10 protein-coding genes are annotated in these 16,931 nt (G+C 66.9%); 4 read left to right on the top strand and 6 right to left on the bottom strand.

Annotation, left to right across the window (positions count from 1 at the left end):
- Positions 1–29 precede the first annotated feature (29 nt).
- The 6 genes from ACO227_RS03475 to ACO227_RS03500 all read right to left on the bottom strand — a co-directional run bounded on the left by ACO227_RS03475 (position 30) and on the right by ACO227_RS03500 (position 8,907).
- Positions 30–710 carry a TetR/AcrR family transcriptional regulator gene (locus ACO227_RS03475; protein WP_423605319.1) on the bottom strand — a complete coding sequence of 227 codons (681 nt, stop codon included), beginning with the start codon at positions 708–710 and terminating at the stop codon, positions 30–32.
- A 64-nt stretch (positions 711–774) separates the two neighbouring features.
- Positions 775–2,358 carry an AMP-binding protein gene (locus ACO227_RS03480; protein WP_423605320.1) on the bottom strand — a complete coding sequence of 528 codons (1,584 nt, stop codon included), beginning with the start codon at positions 2,356–2,358 and terminating at the stop codon, positions 775–777.
- Entirely contained in the window at positions 2,355–3,983 is a 1,629-nt protein-coding gene (locus tag ACO227_RS03485) for a carboxylesterase/lipase family protein (protein WP_423605322.1), read from the bottom strand. Before ACO227_RS03485 ends, ACO227_RS03480 begins: the two co-directional genes overlap by 4 nt.
- The gene (locus ACO227_RS03490) at positions 3,980–5,284 is read right to left on the bottom strand and encodes a spinster family MFS transporter (RefSeq protein ID WP_423605324.1); all 1,305 of its coding nucleotides are present in this window, start codon (positions 5,282–5,284) and stop codon (positions 3,980–3,982) included. Before ACO227_RS03490 ends, ACO227_RS03485 begins: the two co-directional genes overlap by 4 nt.
- Positions 5,285–5,287: 3 nt before the next feature.
- The gene (locus tag ACO227_RS03495) at positions 5,288–7,594 is read right to left on the bottom strand and encodes a TonB-dependent receptor (protein WP_423605326.1); all 2,307 of its coding nucleotides are present in this window, start codon (positions 7,592–7,594) and stop codon (positions 5,288–5,290) included.
- A gap of 236 nt (positions 7,595–7,830) precedes the next feature.
- Positions 7,831–8,907, bottom strand: a complete 1,077-nt coding sequence (locus ACO227_RS03500; protein ID WP_423605328.1) for an AraC family transcriptional regulator ligand-binding domain-containing protein — start codon at positions 8,905–8,907, stop codon at positions 7,831–7,833.
- A 157-nt stretch (positions 8,908–9,064) separates the two neighbouring features.
- Between ACO227_RS03500 and ACO227_RS03505 the strand changes: the two genes are divergently transcribed.
- The 4 genes from ACO227_RS03505 (at position 9,065) to ACO227_RS03520 (ending at position 16,901) form a co-directional block, all read left to right on the top strand.
- Positions 9,065–11,719 carry a TonB-dependent receptor plug domain-containing protein gene (locus ACO227_RS03505; RefSeq protein ID WP_423605330.1) on the top strand — a complete coding sequence of 885 codons (2,655 nt, stop codon included), beginning with the start codon at positions 9,065–9,067 and terminating at the stop codon, positions 11,717–11,719.
- 91 nt (positions 11,720–11,810) lie between these two features.
- On the top strand, positions 11,811–13,859 hold the full coding sequence (locus ACO227_RS03510; RefSeq protein ID WP_423605332.1) for an acetoacetate--CoA ligase: 2,049 nt from the start codon (positions 11,811–11,813) through the stop codon (positions 13,857–13,859).
- The gene (locus ACO227_RS03515) at positions 13,846–15,144 is read left to right on the top strand and encodes a spinster family MFS transporter (RefSeq protein ID WP_423605334.1); all 1,299 of its coding nucleotides are present in this window, start codon (positions 13,846–13,848) and stop codon (positions 15,142–15,144) included. Before ACO227_RS03510 ends, ACO227_RS03515 begins: the two co-directional genes overlap by 14 nt.
- A gap of 41 nt (positions 15,145–15,185) precedes the next feature.
- Positions 15,186–16,901: a tannase/feruloyl esterase family alpha/beta hydrolase gene (locus ACO227_RS03520; RefSeq protein ID WP_423605335.1), complete on the top strand. Its 1,716-nt coding sequence runs from the start codon at positions 15,186–15,188 to the stop codon at positions 16,899–16,901.
- The last annotated feature ends 30 nt before the right edge of the window (positions 16,902–16,931 follow it).

The raw sequence follows: 16,931 nt of genomic DNA on the forward strand, positions 1-16,931 counted from the left end.
CTTGGCCACGCCGTTGCGAGCGCAGGCGGTCAGCCCGGCGTCCCGCAGATCTGATGGAACCCCGCTGCCATGAACGACGCCATGCGCGCCTTGACCGCGGCAAAGTCGTCGGACGCACACAGCCCTCCCGACAGCTTGTCGATCCGGCCGGTGCGCGCGAGCGTGACCATCAGGGCGCCCGTCACGAAGTGATAGCCCCAGAAGATGTCGGCCTCGGCACAGTGCGGCAGCGCCTTCTTGAGCAGCTCGATCAGCCGCAGCACGACCGGATCGAAATGCTCGTCCATGAGCTCGGCGCCCCATTCGGGCGTGTTCGCGACGAGCGCGCCGAGCGCGCCGTAATTCTTCCAGCCGTCGCCGCCCTCGATATAGAGGTCGAGGTCGGTGTCGAGGAATGCGTGGAGCGCTCCTTCGACCGTCGGCTTGCCGCCGGTCGCGGCGTCATAGTCGTCGAGCGCGCGCATCCGTCGCTCGCTGGTGATGACCGCGCGGCGGGCGAACACCGCGTCGAACAGCGCCTTCTTGTCCGCGAAATAGTAGTTGAGGAGCGTGTGATGCACGCCGACGCGCTTCGCGACGTCCTTGAGCGTGACGCCGTGCAGCCCATGCTTGGAGAATTGCAGCTCGGCCTCGTCAAGAATCTGCTCCATCGTCTCGGCGCGCTGCTCCGCCTTGGTGGTGCGTCGCCGGGTAGTGGGTCGATCGGGCACTTGACGATATTCCTCTGTATTCTCCGGCGCCATCCGGACGGACTGCGCCGGGCCGATCCGATGCTCAAGCGTTTCCATACTGTGCCCGCAAGCGAATCTTGTCGATCTTGCCCGTCGGTGCGAGCGGCATCGCGTCGAGCCGTATCACCGCGTCAGGGATCCACCAGGGCGCGACCCGGCCGCGCAGCGGCTCGAGCAGCTGATCGTCGCTGAACGCGTCGTCGCGCATCTCGACTAGAAGCAGCGGGCGCTCGCCCCATTTGGGATCGGCGCGCCCGATCACCGCCGCCAGCGAGACTTCGGGCAGCGAGCCCACCACGGCCTCGATCTCGGCCGGATTGATCCACTCGCCGCCCGACTTGATGAGGTCCTTGGCGCGCCCGGTGATGATGAGGTTGCCGTCCTTGTCGATGCGCGCGAGATCGCCGGTGGCGAACCAGCCCTCGGCGTCGGTGGCCGGCTGGCTCTGCCCGAAATAGCGGTCGATCACCGCGGCGCCGCGCACGCGCAAATGCCCCTCGGTCTCGCGTTGCTCGGGTAGCGCATGACCCTCGGCATCGGTGATCAGCAAGTCGACGCCGATCGCCGGCCGCCCGGAGACGATCGCCCGCCGCGCCGGATCGCGCGGACGCGCGACCGTGCCCGATGGCGAGAGCTCGGTCATGCCCCAGCTCGTCTGGACGGCGACGCCGAGCCGCTCCTCGATCCGCGCCATCAGCGCCGGCGCGAGCGGCGAACCGCCGACGATGACGCGCTCGAGGCTCGGCAGCGTCTCGCCGCTCGCCTCGAGCTGCTCCGCCACGCCGAGCCAGACGGTCGGCACGCCGACCCCCACGGTGACCTCTTCCGCCGCGATCAGCCGCGCGAGGCTCGCGCCGTCCGTGTGCCGTCCGGGCAGGACCAGCTTGCCGCCCGCCGCAGGGACGGCGAAGGGCAGCCCCCAGGCATTGGCGTGGAACATCGGCACCACCGTCAGCACCGCGTCCATGGCCGAGATCGCCATCACGTCGGCCTGGAGGACGCGCAAGGTGTGGAGGAAGCTCGAGCGGTGCGTATAGGTGACGCCCTTGGGTGCGCCGGTCGTGCCCGAGGTGAAGCACAGACCCGAGGGCGCGGTCTCGGGAAACTCGCCCCACGGCACCGCGCGAGAAGCGCCGGCGATCAGCGGCTCGAGCAGCGTCACGGGCGGCGTGCCCGCCGGAAGATCGCTCGGCAACTCGCCGTCGATCAACAGGATCCGCGCAATCCCCCCCGCCCGTTCGGCGATCTGCAGCGCGAGGGCGAGCAGGTCCGCGCTCACCACCAGCAGCCTCGCTTCTGACTGCACCGCCATCGCCGCGAGCTGCGCGGCGGTGAGGCGCGGATTGAGCGTGTGGCACACCGCCCCCATGCCCATGATCGCATACCACGTCTCGACATGCGCCTGGCTGTTCCAGGCGAGCGTCGCCACACGATCGCCTGCCCGGACGCCGAGCCCGGCAAGAACGCCCGACACGCCGCGCGCGCGATCGGCGAGCTCGGCATAGCCGATCCGGTCCACCCTGCCCGCCTGCCCGGTCACGACCTGCGCGCGCGGATGCCATTTGGCGGCGTGAAGCAGAAACTTGTCGAGCGTGAGCGGATAGTCCTGCATGCTCCCGTCGATCATCGGCACCCCGCCGTCTTCGCGAGCACGGGCGAGATGACCCCGGTATTCCAGTTCCACGGCTGGCCCGCGGCCCGCCGGCGGCACACCGCGGCCTCATGCAGGGCGAACATGCCGGGATAGAGGCGCGTGCCGGGCCGGGGTTCCTTTGCAAACTTCATGTAGTTGGCATCCCGCCCGTAAGGCTTCCAACCAGGCTGTCCCTCGGCGCTGGGCGTTCCGCTTCGCGCGAACGAGGTCCAATATTGCAGCATCGCCACCGACAGCCGGCGATCGGCGACGCCGTCCGGGATCTTCGGCCAATAGGGCGGCACATTGGCCGCCATGCCGAAGACATAGGGAATCTCGGCCGCGTGGAAGGCGTGCAGGCCACTCTCGTCCGCGGCGGGATAGCCATGGTCGAACAGATAGAGATAGGCGGGCTGCCCAATCGCGGTCTGCCCGATCGCGAGCCGCGTCGAGGTCCAGCCATAGAGCGCGTCGCGCGTCGCCGCGAGCATCGACTCGCCGACGTCGCGCGCCGGATAGAGCTGCAGGAATGCCGTCGCGAGATCGCCGTAGCGTGCGCGGATCAGCGTCTCATAGGCCTCGGCATTCGCCGGCGCGGGCGGCAGCAGGATGCGCAGCGAGCGAATCTCGCCCTGGTTGAAGCCTGCCAGCAGCGGCACCGGGGCCTGCTCGCCGCGGTCCCAGGTCTCGACCAGCTGGCGAGTCAGCAGCTTGCCGTCGACCGTGCCCCAGGGGCCATAGCCCTTCGCGGCCGCATCGCGGGTGAGCTGCCCGGCATCGGCCGCGCGCAGGGCCGCAAGGTTCGCGGCACCGAGCGCCGCCGTCGCCTGCACTCCCGCCGCTTCGGCCGAGGGAAGGCCGAAACGGCCCTGCTTCAGCTCCGGCGCGGTGATCATATAGGCGCTCTGCGCGATCGCCTTGTGGAACAGGCCGCGCGCCACCGGCGAGGCCATCAGATACATGACGCTGAGCGCCCCCGCCGACTCCCCGGCGATGGTGACGTTGCCCGGATCGCCGCCGAACGCCGCGATGTTGCGCCTGACCCATTGCAACGCCGCGATCTGGTCGCGAAGCCCGTAATTGCCCGAGACGCCCTCACCGGATTCCGCGCTAAGTTCAGGATGCGCGAGATAGCCGAGGATGCCGAGCCGGTAGTTGATCGAGACGAGGATCACCCCGCCGCGCTGCGCCATGCGCGCACCGTCATACATCGGCTCGTGACTGTAACCATTGACCAGCGCGCCGCCGTGGATCCACACGATCACCGGCAGCCTGGCCGCCGCCTGCGGCGCCCAGACGTTGAGCGTCAGGCAGTCCTCGCTCATCCGCTCGGGCGGGTTGGTATAGATGCTGGTGCCGCCCGACCGTGGCTGGACGCAGGCCGGGCCGAACGCGGCCGCCTTGCGCACCCGCTGCCAGTCCGGCAGCGCCGCCGGCGGCTTCCACCGCATCGGTCCGACGGGCGGCTGCGCATAGGGGATCCCCCGGAAGACGCGGACGCCGTCCTGCAGAGCGCCCTCCAGCGTACCGGCGGGCGCGCTCACGGTCGGCGACTGGGCGAGCGCCGGCACGCCGGCGACGAGCGCGGCGACCAGCGCCGCGATGCGAAGCTGTTTCATGCGGATTCCTGCAAGGTGACGGCATCGCGGCGCAATAGGCGCGCGAGCCAGAGGAAGAGCGCGATCGCGATCAGGTAGAAGGGCGTCAGCGTGTAGAGCGCGGACTGGAGGCTGTGGGTATCGCCCTGTGCCCTGAGCCAGTCGCTCGCGAACCCGACCCAGGTCGGGCCGAGGCCGAGGCCGATGAAGTTCATGATGAGCAGCAGCAGGGCGCCGGACAGCACGCGCTGGCTGGGCTTCACCTCCTCCTGGACCAGCGCGACCGACGCCGAGAGGTAGAAATAGTTGAACGCCATCACCACCGCGAGCAGCGCCAGCGACAACGCCCATCCAGGCGCCCACAGGAAGCCGAGATAGAAGGGCATGGCGATGGCCAGCGACAGCGCTGGCGCGACGGCATAGCCGGCGCGCGAACGCCGCGTCATGCGATCGATGACTCGCCCCGACAACACCATGCCGCCGCCCATGCCGAGTACCAGCACCAGCGCGTACCAGATCGCGACGTCGCCCAGCGCCATGCCCTTCTCGCGCATCAGAAACAGCACCGCGAAATTGCCGAGGCCATAGGTCACGAACTGAGTCGCGCCGCTGCCCAGCGCCGCGAGCATCAGCACGGGATTGGACAGGAACATGCCCACTGTGGGCCAGAACGGCGCCTTGCCCGAGGCGCCGGCGGCGGCCGCGCCGTCCATCGCACCGCGCCGCGGCTCGCGGATCAGCAGCCAGACGAGCAGCGCGGCAACGACGCCGACCGCGCCGACGATGATGAAGGGCATCCGCCAGCCGAAGCGCTCCGCCACCGCCGCCCCGAATGCGACGCCGATCGCCGCGCCGATCGCCGGACCGAGATTGAAGATGCCGAGCGCGGCGGCGCGCTTGCCTGGCGGATAGCTGTCGGTGATGATCGCATAGGAGGGCGGCACGCCGCCCGCCTCGCCGAACCCGACCGCCATGCGCGCGACGACGAGCTGCGTGTAGGTGGCAGCCATGCCGCAGGCGACCGTCGCCCCGCTCCAGATCGCGCAGGCCAGCGAAAGCACACCCACGCGGCTCGTGCGATCCGCGAACCAGCCCACCGGGATCGCGATGAAGCAATAGAACATCGCGAAATAGAGCCCCCCGATCAGCCCGAGCTGCCCGTCGGTGACGCGGAGCGAATCCTGGATCGGCTTGGCGAGGATCCCGATCAGCTGCCGGTCGAGGAAATTGAGGACATAGACGAAGGTGAGCATGGCGAGGACAAAGCCGGCCCGTGCCGGCTTCGCCTCGACTGCCCCCGCCGCCGTGGATGCGGCCGTCATCGATCAGAGTCCATAGCCGAGGCGGATGCCCACGGTGCGCGGCCGCAGCGTGCCAAAACGGCTGGCGAAGAACGCCTCGGGATGGATGTAGACGATGGAGTGGTCGTCGAACAGATTCTCGACATAGAGCTGCGCCGACAGCTTGCGATGCTTGACGCCGAAGTTCAGGTTCACGTTCACATATTCGTCCGTCTCCCCGAACGTCGCCAGGCGCACGTTCGGGTTGCCCGGCGTGTTCGGGAAGGAGCTGTTGAAACCGCCGACATATTGCGCGTTCACGGCCATGGTCGCACGCGTGCTCTCGCCCAAATCGAAGCCGTAGGTGAGATAGGCCGATCCCTGCAGCCGCGGTGCGGACAGGCGATGGCCCAGCACCGCGCCCGAAATCGCGGCTTCGGTCGCGGACAGCTTGGTGATCTTGGCATCGTTATAGGCGACATTCAGGCCCAGGAACACGTCCCTGGCCGGGATTACGCCCATCTCCAGCTCGAACCCCTTGCTGCGCGCCGCGCCAATATTGGTGGCGAACTGCACCTGGTCCGACTGGCGGTTGGCCTGCGCTTGGATGTTGCTCCAGTCGATCAGATAGGCGGCGGCGTTGATCGTCACCCGTCCGTCGAGGAAACGTGCCTTGGCGCCGAGCTCATAGCTTTTCAGATCGTCCGACGTCGCGCCATAGGGGATGATGATGTCGTTCGGGTTGGTCAGGCTGGGCGCACCTGCGCGAGCATTAACGATCGGGGCGCGGAAGCCGGTCGAGAAAGTGGCGTAGGTGGTGATCGCGTCGCTCGGCTTGAACGTCGCGCTGGCTTTCCACGACGGCTTGGAGCCGGTCGCCTTGACTCCGGTGACCGCGGCATAGGGATTGTCAATGCGGAACACCGATCCCGCGCAGCCGCTCAGCGCCGCGACGAGATAGTTGGCGTTGGCGCAGAAGGCCGGGGTGGTGGTCGGCACGGTCAGCGCCAGATAGCCGCCGGCTTCGGTGAAGCCCTGCGCCGAGAGCCGCCCATAGCGCATGCCGCCGGTCAGCCAGAAACGGTCGGAGAATTTATAGGACAGCTCGCCGAATCCCGCCAGTTCCTCGCTGTTCTGATAGGTGTAGAGCTTCTGGTAGTATTGGTCGGGCAGGCCGGTGAAGCCGCGCGCCGCCAGGAATTGCGGCGAGGAGCGATAAAAATAATCCACGTCGCGGCGGCGATGCAGGTAGAAGCCGCCGAGCGTGAACTGCAGCGGTCCTTCGAGCTGCGAAACCAGCCGCGTTTCCTGTACCCACACCTTGTCATAGGCGTCGGCGTCGAGGCCGAAGGCGATCGCCTGGTTGAACGTGCCGGCGAGGTCGACGTAGAATTTCTGGTCGAAGTCGGAATAGGTGGTCGAGCTGGTCAGCCGCGCGAAATCGAATTCATAATCGAGCGTCGCGTTGAAGATCGTCTGCTTGCCGGTGAAGCGATCGGGCACGTTCGAGCGGCGCTTCTCGCGGCCCAGATTGGGGCTGGTGAGCGAGCTGTCCTTGGGATCGCTGTCCTCGTAACTGGCGAGCAGCTTGATCGACAGCCGGTCGGTCGGCTTCCACAGCGCAATGACGCGGCCGCCCCAGTTGATCAGTTTATTCGAATTCTCGATGCCGGTCCCGACATTGTCGAGATAGCCGTCCTCATTCCGGTAGAAGCCGACCGCGCGGATGCCGAGCGTGTCCGTGACCAGCGGTACGTTGACCATGACATTGTAGCGCTGGCGAAAGCTGTCCTTGCCCGTCAGCGCGAGATCGACCTGCCCCGCCGCGTCGAACGAGCTGAGATTTGGGCTCTTGGTCAGAATGCGCATCGCACCCGACAGCGAACCCGATCCGAACAGGGTGCCCTGCGGCCCACGCAGGAACTCGACCCGCTCGACGTCGAACAACGTCGGATCGACCACCGTCGTGTTGCCGATCGTCGAGACCGGTAGCTCGTCGATATAGACCGCGACCGAGCTTTGCAGATTGGCGTTGTAGCCATTGGTGGCAATGCCGCGTGCGGTGAAATTGTTGAAGTTCTGTGTGGGACGGTTGAGCACCACGCCGGGCGTTTCGCGGGCGATGCCCTCGAACCCGACGATGCCCTTCTCGGTCAGCTCTTCCTGCTGAAACGCCGAGATGCTGAGCGGCACGTCCTGGATGCGCTCGGCGCGGCGGGTCGCGGTGACGATGACCTCGTCCGCCGGTTCACGCGACTGGGCATCGCCATCGGCCGCATCCTGCGCTTGCGCGACAGCAGGGCTGGTAAAAAGCGCGACCGCGCAAGCGGACGCGAGCAGCATTCCCCTCATTTGCCTCTCCTCGATGCCGTCGATCGTGTGTCGACCTGGCGTTGGTGTCGCCGATCGCATCAACCATGTCAACATTCACTCTCTTGAGTGTGAATTACATCGTCACATCGATGCGTAAGTAGCGAAGAGAAGTGGATTGATGTCGTTCGTGCTGGATGCCGGCGGCGGTCCGGGGCTGACAGCGGCCTCGACTAGTCTGCAGCCGACCGCCCGTTCGGCTCAACGGTTGTCATTCCTCATTTCCCTGCACGGACCTCGTTGATCGTCCTACCGGTCCACCGTCTGACGGCCCGGCGCAGATTCGCACTGTCGCTGAAGCCCACCTTCCAGGCCACATCGTCGACGCTCATCCGGGTGGTTTGCAGATACTCGATGGCCAGCTTTCGTCGCACATCATCGGCAATCGCGCCGTAGCTTGAGTCTTCGGCGGCGAGGCGGCGCCGAAGCGTTCGTTCCTGCAGGCCCAGCTGTGCCGCAACCGCCGTCATCGACGGAAACTGGCTGGGTGCATTCAGCAGCAATTGATACACTTCGCCCGACAAGCCCGATGAAAGTCGCGACTGCCCGATCAGTCGCTCGCACGTCTCCTCCAGCATCGTTCTGGTCAGGCGGTTGCCCAATTCGGGTGTCTGCTCGAGGATGCCGATCGGATAATGGAGCTCGTTGGCCGACTGCTCGTAGCGGCATGGACAGGACAACGCGAGCGCGTCACCAGCCGCGTGCGCATCCTTCGGAAGGGCGAACAGGGCGCGCACCGGCAGATTGTCGGCGCCGGCGGTGTCACGAATATGCGTGAAGGTCATCTTCATCTGCTGCCGCACCAGGAATGTGCGGACGTCGCTGCTCATGACGTCACGGTAGATTTCGCGGAACTGCCAGATCGCAACGTCGCCCTCGGTACGCCATTCCAGGCGGACGGTCGGCGTGGCGAGCGGCTGGTACCGCACGGCGAAGTCGAAGAAGTCGCGCATCGTCGGCGAGCACATCAGCGCATAGCCATACATGCCATAAGCGGAGAGGTGCAGGCGCGAGCCGATCGCGAAGGCATCGGCGAACTGCGCGCCGGCGGCGACGATATTCTCGCACGCGATCAGATATTGCCCGATCGAGGTCAACGTGTGGGGATCGCGCACCTCCGCCAGCGTCAGCCCGGTGCGGTCCAGCACCGTCTCGGGCGCGATACCACGGGTGGCGACCGTATCGATCACGGTGGCGATCTTGAACGGCGCGAAACTGCGCTGGTTGAGCGAGGGGAACCCCGCGCGGGCGTTGCGGCCGGTGGGCCCGCTCTCGTCTTTCACCCCCATGGCCATGACTTCGACCCCCTCTCCACATGTCCGCTGAAGACACAGCGATGTCCGTAAATGCGCTTACGAGAGGGTGTGTCAGACCATAAGCATGGCATCAAGCCGACAAAGTGCGGCAGCGGCCGTGTCCGCGACCAAGACAGATCCAGGAGGGGAGAACGTCATGTCGATCCGAACCACTCGCATGGGATATCGTGCGCGACTGCTGTGCCGCACCGCGCTCGCGCTGGCGGCACTGGGCATGCCGGCCGCCGCTCAAGCCCAGAGCGCCGAGACGAGCGATCGCGCCCAGCAAGACGCTGCCGAAGCCGAAGCCGAGGCCGACATCGTCATCACCGGCACGAGCATCCGCGGCATCCCGCCAACCGGATCCGGGCTGATCAGCGTGTCGCGGGAGGACGCCAAGCTGATCGGTGCCGCGAGCACACCCGAACTGCTCGCCACGGTGCCCCAGCTCAACAGCTTCAACACTGCCCCACGCACGAGCAACGGCGGCCTCGGGTCCTTCGCACCGGGACTGCGCGGACTGCCGACCGCCGCCACCCTGCCGCTGATGAACGGGCATCGCCTGATCTCGGGCAGCACCCAGCAGACCAATCCCGACTTTCCGTTCATCCCGGAACTGGCGATCGAACGGGTCGAGATCGTCGCCGACGGCGCGTCGGCGATCTACGGGTCGGATGCCGTCGCCGGCGTCGTCAACTTCATTACCCGCAAGCGCGTCGCCGGCCTCGAGGCCCTTGTCCGGTACGGCATGGCGGACGATTATCATGCCTTCAACGCCGGCGGCATCTTCGGCCAGGACTGGGCCAGCGGCTCGCTCGTCGTCGCCTATCAATACCAGGAAAACAGCAACATCACCGGCGCCGACCGCCGCTACCGCACGCTCGACTTCCGCGCGGCCGGCGGCATCGACAGCCGCTCCGCCGTCTGCCCCGATGCGAACGTCAACCTGTTCGCCGGGACGATCTACGCTGCGCCGGACCTGGCGCCGGGCCTGAACACCTGCGATCCGCGCGGCCCGGTCGACCTCATGCCGCAGAACCGCACGCACAGCGCGCTGGTGTCGACTCGCCAGGAGCTGTCGAGCAATGTGACCTTGTGGGCCGATCTCCTCTATTCGGATCGGGAGGATATCGTGCAGGCCGCCCTGCCGGGGCAGACGTTCGTCCTGATCACCGCCGCCAATCCCTTTTTCCGGGCGCCGCCGGGGACGGGGTCGCTCTTCGGCTATTTCGACTTCCGGCCCGACAGGCTGGTCGGCGCCGATCATTTCGACCAGAGCTTCCGGGTACGCACCGGCAATGCGACGGCGGGGATCGACATCGACCTGCCGGGCGATTTCAAGGCAAGTGTCTACGGCAGCTACAACTGGTCGCGCAACGACACCTTCCAGCCCGGCATCAACACCACGGCCCTGACCGCCGCCGCGGCCGGAACCACGGCGGCGACCGCGCTCGACCCCTTCGGCACGCGGACCAACCCGGCGGTGGTCGCCGCCATTCTCGACAATCCCACCGACTTCACCAATCGCCAGCGCACGCGGATCGGCGCGGTCAAAGTCGACGGCCCGCTGGCCCGGCTCCCGGGCGGCGAGGTGAAGATCGCGCTCGGCGCCGAATATCGCCGCGAGACCTATATGCAGCGCGGCTCGAGCGGAGGGGTGGGCTTCCCGGAAGACCTGGAGCGCAATGTCCGGTCGCTCTACGGCGAACTGTTCGTGCCGCTCTTCGGCGAGGGCAATGCCGGGCCGATGGCCCGCAGCCTGACCCTGTCGCTGTCGGGGCGCTACGACCATTATAGCGATTTCGGCTCGACCACGAATCCCAAGGTCGGCCTCACCTGGGAACCCGTCGAGGGCGTGAACCTGCGCGGCAGCTTCGGCCGGTCGTTCCGCGCGCCGGGGCTGCGGGACTTGGGCTCGACCGTCGGCTCCTATTATTCCGCCGCCGCGCTCGTCGACGCCTTCGGTGCCCGCGACCCGTCGCGCGGCGCGGCGCAGGTCAATACGATCCTGCTGTTCGGCGGCAATCAGGCGCTGACGCCGGAAACCGCGCGCACTTATTCGTTCGGCATCGACCTCCGGCCCAAATTCGCGCCCAACCTGACCGCGAGCGTAACCTTCTACGACATCAAATATGACGATGTGATAGGCACGCCGTCGGGCCTTGGCGCGCTGCTGTTCAGCGACCCGACCTTCGCGTCACGAGTCATTCGCAATCCCACCGCGGCGCAGCTGAGCGCGGCGATCACGGACACCGTGCCGTTCTTCTACACCTTCTCGGCCATCCCGGCGATCGGCAACATCCTCGATCTGCGACAGGGCAATTTCGGCGTTCGCAAGACCAACGGGATCGACTTCGACGTTCGCTACCGGCAGCCGGTGGGCTTCGGCACGATCTTCGGGGGAATCGCCGGTAACTACATCCTGAACTACCGCAACCAGCTGTCTCCGACCTCGGTCGAGAGCAATTCGCTCGACGCGGGCATCCCGCGCGCCACATTGCGCACGACGCTCGGCGTCACGGCGGGCCCGGTCACCTTCGTCAATTTCGTCAACCATCGCACGGGCGTCACCGCGTCCTATGCGACGCCGACCGGCTCCAGCCTCTACAAATCGGGGGGCTATACCACGGTCGATCTTCGACTATCGGTGCGGCTGCCCGATCTCGCCTTCACCAAGGGCATGGAGCTCGGCTTGCAGGTGAACGATCTGTTCGATGCCACCCCGCCCTTCTTCCCGGGCACCGACGGCATCGGCGGCGCCTATAATCCGATCGGTCGCTATGCGGCGATGAGCCTGCGGAGCTCATTTTGAACAATGGCGGGCAGCGCTCCTCCAACGGGGGCGCCGCCCGCCGATCCCCGGAATCCCCGACCGACTGACACCAGCCAAGGTTCGCCATTCAATGACCCGCACCAGAAGCAGCCCCGACTTCTCGACCCCCATTCCGCAGATCCGCCTGTATCGCGACTGGCTGAAAGCCACGCATCAGAATGAATTCGCGACCTATGAGGAGTTGCGCCGCTGGTCGGTGGAGGATCTCGACGGCTTTTGGCGCAGCATATGGGACTTTGACGGGATCGCTTCCCCGACGCCCTTTACTGCCGTCCTGAACGAAGACGGGATACCGGGCGCGCGCTGGTTCGACGGGGCCCAAGTCAACTATGCACGGCAGGTGTTCCGGCATGCGGCTGCCGCAGACCAGGCGGGTCAGCCTGCGATCATCGCCATGGACGAGCGCGGGGGCAGTCTGACGCTCAGCTGGACGGACCTGCAGCGCCAGGCAGCATCGCTCGCGCTCGAGCTCCGCGCGCGCGGGATCGTGCCGGGGGATCGCGTTGCCGCCTATCTGCCGAATATCCCGGCGGCGGTGGTCGGACTGCTCGCCTGCGCCAGTCTGGGAGCGATCTGGACACTTTGCTCGCCCGACATGGGCATCAGCGCGGTGCTTGACCGGTGGCGGCAGACCGCGCCCAAGGCGCTGATCGCGGTCGACGGCGTCTTCTATGCGGGCAAGGCCCTGGACCGCAGCGCCGCGGTGGCCGAAATCCGCAAGCAACTGCCCTGCATCGAAACGCTCTTCCTTGTCGCCAGCGGCTGCAGCGAGGCCGAGGTGCCCGATGCCGTTGACTTCGCGGCCGCGACCGACCGCGATGACGGCGCGGTCGCCGCATTCGAGCCGGAATGGCTGCCCTTCGATCACCCGCTCTGGATCCTCTACTCCAGCGGCACCACCGGCCTGCCCAAGGCGATCGTGCACGGTCATGGCGGTATCGTCCTCGCCACCGCCGCCGGCCGGCTGCATTTCGATCTTGGCCCCAGCTACACGGCCAACAATCTCGGCGACCGCTTCCATTGGTACAGCGCCAGCGGCTGGGTGATGTGGAACATCCAGGTCGGCGGACTGCTCAGCGGCACGACCATCTGTCTGTTCGACGGCGCGCCGAGCGGCACCAGGGCCGATCCCGACTGGACGCGACTATGGGATTTCGCGGCCAGCAGCGGCGTCACCTGGTTCGGTGCCGGCGCGGCCTTCTTCGCCAGCTGCCGCAAGGCGGGGATCGAGATCGGCGAGATTCCGGGGGTCGATCGCATCCGCGCGCTCGGCAGCACCGGATCCCCCTTGCCGCCCGACGTGCAGCGCTGGGGCACAGCGCAATTCGCCGCGCTCGGCCGACCCGACATCTGGTGGTGCAATGTCAGCGGCGGCACCGAGATCGCGGCCGCCTTCATGGCCGGAAACCCCGAACTGCCCGACACGCCCGGCCGGCTGCAATGCCGTCACCTCGGCGCCGCGATCGAGGCATGGGACGAACAGGGCAGCCCGGTGATCGACGAGGTCGGCGAGCTGGTCTGCACGCGGCCCTTCCCCAGCATGCCGCTCTATTTCTGGGGCGATGCGGACGGCAGCCGATACCGCGAATCCTACTTCGGTGAATGGCCGGGCGTCTGGCGGCACGGCGACTGGCTGACCATCGGCAGCGACGGCAGCTGTACGATTTCCGGCCGCAGCGACGCGACGATCAACCGGCATGGCGTGCGCATGGGCACCGCCGAGATCTATGCCGCCGTCGAACACTTGCCGCAGATCGCCGACACGATGATCATCGATGTCGAAGGGGAGGTTGGCGGCAGCCAGCTGATCATGTTCGTCGTGCCGGCGGAGGGCGAGCGTGTCGACGCGCCGCTGGAAGCGGCGGTCACGGCCGCGATCCGCACCGGCCTGTCGCCGCGCTTCGTGCCCGACCGGCTGATCGCCGCGCCGGGCATCCCGCGCACGCTGTCGGGGAAGAAGCAGGAGCTGCCGATCAAGCGACTGTTCGCCGGATGGCCGGTCACCAAGGTGGTCAGCGCGGATGCGACCGCAACGCCGGAAGTCTTGCCCTGGTATATCGAACAGGCGCAGCGCTGGCAGACCGAACAGGAAGGGATGGAGGCCGATGGCGATCACTGAAGCGCGTGCCGAACCCGGCCGGCAGGGCAGTCGCGGCTTAGTGCTGACCATGCTGTGCTTCGTCTATGTGCTCAATTTCCTCGATCGGCAGCTCGTCTCGATCCTGGCCAAGCCGATCCAGGACGGGCTGCAGATCACCGACAGCCAGCTCGGCTACATCACCGGCTTCTATTTCGCGCTGTTCTACTGCTTCATCGCCATTCCCGTCGGCTGGCTGGCCGACCGGACGAACCGCGTGAAGATCCTCTCGCTCGCTTGCGGCCTGTGGAGCGGTGCGACCATCGCATGCGGCATGGCGGGCAATTACGGCCAGCTCGCCGTTGCCCGCATGGCGGTCGGCATCGGGGAGGCGGGCGGCGTGCCGCCCTCCTATGCCATCATCTCCGATACCTTTCCGCGCGAACAGCGCGGCACCGCGATGGGCATCTTCAACCTCGGCCCGCCGATCGGCTCCGCGCTGGGCGTCGCCTTCGGCGCATCGCTCGCAGCTGCCTTTGACTGGCGATTGCCCTTCTACGTCGTCGGCGCGATCGGCGTGCTCACCGCCATCTTCGTCTATTTCCTGGTGCCCGAGCCGGTGCGGGGCCGCTTCGATCCGGCGCCCGCCCCCATGCCGGCGGGCAAGCCGGCGCCGAGCTTCCTCCAGGCGATCATCGGCTTCTTCAGCAACAAGGTGCTGGCGGTCGCGGCGCTCGCCAGCGGCGCCGCCAATTTCATCACCTATGGGCTCAGCAATTTCGCCACGCTGTTCCTGATGCGCGAAAAGGGCATGGCGCTGGACGAGGTCGCCATCTGGTATGCGCTCGCAGTCGGCCTCGGCATGGGCACCGGCATCTTCGTCTCGGGCAAGCTGATCGACCGCTTCGCCGTGAGAAACAAGGCGGCCTATGCCGTCATCCCCGCGCTGTCGCTGGTGCTCGCCCTGCCCTTCTTCCTCGGTTTCGCCGCAGCGGACCGGTGGGAAGTCGCATTGGCGTTGCTGTTCGTCCCGCTGTTCCTCAACTCCTTCTTCCTTCCCGCAACAGTGACCTTCGTCCAGGGCGAGGTGGCACCAGGTGCACGCGTGATTTCCGGCGCCCTGCTGCTGCTCGTCATGAACCTCGTCGGCCTCGGCCTCGGCCCGACCTTCGTCGGCATCGCGAGCGATTTCTTCCGCCCCGCCTATGACGAGCACTCGCTGCAGATGGCCTTCTACGCGCTGGCGCCGATGTATCTCATCGCCGCCTTGCTGTTCTTGTGGCTCGCCCGGCTGATCAAGCGGTCCTCGCCGGGTGACGTCGCATGAGCGTGACTGAAACGACCGTGTCGGCACCAATGGAGAGAATCATGAAGCGCAGGCACATCGCCCTTCTCGCGGCGACCACGATCGGCTGGACGACCCCGGGGGTGGCGCTGGCACAGGGCCGGGGCCCCGCGGACGCCACCGCCCGCTGCACCGCGCTCGCGCGCCTGAAGCTGCCCGATACCGCCATCGCCAGCGCGACGCTGGTCCCGGCCAAGCCGGACGAGGCGACAATCACGGGCGATGTGCCGGGCTATCCCAGCTTTTGTCGCGTCGTCGCCCGCGTGCGATCCGAGCCCGGCTCCGACGTCGGCGTGGAGCTGTGGTTGCCGGCGCAGGGCTGGACCGGCGTGTTCCACGGCAATGGCAGCGGCGGCTTCGCCGGCACCTTCGCGCTCGGCTATTCCGGGATGGTCGAAGGGTTGCGGCGCGGCTTCGCCACCGCGACCACCGATGCCGGGACCGCGCCCGCCACGCCGCTGGAGGGCGATGCCCTGATCGGCCAGCCGCGCAAGTGGCGCGACTGGGGCCGGCTTTCCACCCACGCGATGACGACGACTGGCAAGGCGATCACCAGGGCTTTCTATGGAAAGGAGGTCAGGCGCTCCTACTACACCGGCTGTTCGACCGGCGGGCAGATGGGTCTGATCGAGGCGCTCTATTATCCGGGCGACTATGACGGCATCCTGGTAGGGGCACCGGTCATGAACCGCACCTGGGGCCATGCCGCGGTCCTGTGGAACTATGCGGCGGCGAACCGCGCGCCCGGGCACCTGCTGTCCGAGGCGAAGCTCAAGCTGCTGAACAAGGCTGCCATCGCGACGTGCTGGCGGCAAGGGCACGGGCTCGCGGGCGACCCGTTCATCTCGGACCCGATGCGTTGCAGCTTCGATCCGAAGATTCTCCAGTGCAAGGGCACGTCGTCCGACAGCTGCCTGACCGAAGGCGAGGTCGAGACCGCGCGCGCCTTCTATTCCGGGCCAACCGATCGGGACGGCAAGCCGACCTATTACGGCTGGCTGCCGGGCAGCGAGATGCCCGACACGTTCGGCTGGTCCTTCCTGCAAAAGCCGATCAACGATCAGCCCCCCTTCGGTGCGCTGTTCAAATGGGTGTTCGGCGCCAACTGGGACTGGAAGGGTTTCGCCTTCGATCGCGACATGCCGGCAGTCGACGCGCGGCTGGACGGGATCGTCAATGACGCGACGCGCGGCAGCCTCGCAGCGTTCGCCGCACGCGGCGGCAAGCTGATCGTCTATCACGGTCTTGCCGATACGCTCGTCGCGCCGGGCCAGTCGGTCGCCTTCTTCGATCGCCACGCGGCCCAGATCGGCGGCACGGCTAGGCTTGCAGACAGCGCCCGCCTGTTCCTGGCGCCGGGCATGATGCATTGCGGTGGCGGCACCGGGCCCGACGCGTTCAACACGACGCTCGGCATCCCGCCGCGTCCGCCCTCCGAAGATGCGCGGCACGACCTGTTCTCCGCGCTGATCGCCTGGGCCGATCGCGGCGAGGCGCCCGACCGCATCGTTGCGACCAAGTTTTCAATCGATGAGGCGGGCAGGATCGCCATGCAACGGCCGCTCTGTCCATATCCCAAGCAGGCAGTATACGAAGGTACCGGATCGACCCGCGCGGCGAGCAATTTCCGGTGTGAAACACTGCCCGTCCGGGTTGATATGACAAGCGGCGGCCAAACTAATAGCCATCGAACGACTGCTTCCGGGAACCCGGGTGGGCCAGCTGAACGTCTGAAATGAGGGCGCGTAGCCGTCAGCAACATGAGCTTG

Origin of the sequence: Sphingomonas sp. MS122 (assembly GCF_049532975.1) — a bacterium.
GTDB lineage: Bacteria > Pseudomonadota > Alphaproteobacteria > Sphingomonadales > Sphingomonadaceae > Sphingomonas.